2 protein-coding genes are annotated in these 1,362 nt (G+C 35.5%); one reads left to right on the top strand and one right to left on the bottom strand.

Annotated elements, in window-relative coordinates:
* Positions 1-780: 780 nt before the first annotated feature.
* Complete coding sequence (yjcZ, locus tag AC1DRF_RS27910; RefSeq protein WP_477742301.1) at positions 781-939, top strand: sporulation protein YjcZ; 159 nt, start codon at positions 781-783, stop codon at positions 937-939.
* Between the two features lie 188 nt (positions 940-1,127).
* Here yjcZ and AC1DRF_RS27905 read toward each other — a convergent pair.
* Positions 1,128-1,362 (bottom strand): spore coat protein (locus AC1DRF_RS27905; protein WP_477742300.1); only part of this gene is annotated, 235 nt, incomplete at its 5' end.

Below are 1,362 nucleotides of genomic sequence, written 5' to 3'. Positions count from 1 at the left end.
ACCCAACAGTAATGATGGTGGAGATAAAACCTTCCTAAAAAAGGGAAAAACTACCCTAAAAAAACTAATCGAACTGTTCGATTAATTTTTTAGGGTAGTTTTTCTGGCTTCGTATTGTTAACTTAAAACAGTGAGGATTACCAAACGGAAGCTTCACAAAGTCTTTTGTAGTTTGTTCTGTTTATGATGTTTTAATTCATATAAAAAGCAAATAACCCACGAATAAATGTATTCATGGGTTATCTACTAGTTCAATCTATAAGCACGTGAGGTCTCTATAAATCATATGCTTGTTTTTAAAGTGCTATAACTTCATATCCATAAAAAACAAACTACCTCTCCCTTCTAAGTCATTTAGAAAGGTATCGAGGTAGTTTGTTTTTTATGGAGAGAGAGTAGGGTTTATAAAAGGAAGCTTTCCATGTTGTGTAGTTTGCTCAAAAGGTAAAATTTTATTCTCGATAGGCAAGTTACCTAAACAGCCATTAACTCATATAGCGTAGTTAAACTAATTGTGGTAACAGAGAAAAAACTTCCTTGAAGTCGGGAAGGTAGTTTTTTTATTATGTACTAAACCTGTTATTTTGGCGGTGGTAATAACAGGTTCAGGGGATTAGGCACCTCTTCCTTGTACAAGGATACTTCATTCTATGTAAAAYTTYTTAAAAGGCTTGTACGATTGTCTATATATTAATRATTAATTTGAGCTTGTATATTTTAGGCGAGCATTTTTATTACTTGTACATATTATAAAAATATAACGTGCAGGGTGGTGAAGATATGGGCTTTTTCGGTGGTTACGGAGGTGGCTGCGGYTTTGGWGGCGGCTATGGYTATGGTGGTTACGGTGGTAACTCAGGTGGTAGTTTTGCTATTATTGTTGTTCTGTTTATATTATTAGTTATTGTTGGCTGTACTTGCTTTAASRGTAGTTATTAATAAGTAAGTAAATGAAGTTTATAAAGCTCTTTTCCTCATTAATCCGATGGAATAATGAATTCCATCGGATGCTATTTCTAATAGAATTTTTGTAAGCTAGTTTGATAAATATTTAAACACTAAATTCTTATTTTACATAACACATAACAAGTCTTAATTTAAACATTCTACTTTTATTTCAAAGGGGATTAACAGCAACCACCATAACTACCGTATCCATATGGGGATCCATAGCCGTAACCACCGTAACCACCATAGCCACCATAGCCACCGTATCCATATGGAGCTCCATATCCATAACCACCATAGCCATATGGAGAAAGTAAAGAACCGGCCAATAAACCACCAGCTAACCCTCCTACAAAGGGACCACCAAAACCAAAACCAGGTCTTCCAAAGCCGAACCCTGGACGGCCGAAACCG

It is taken from the genome of Priestia sp. P5_B4 (assembly GCF_056400385.1).
This window is presented reverse-complemented; position numbering and strand designations above follow the sequence as displayed.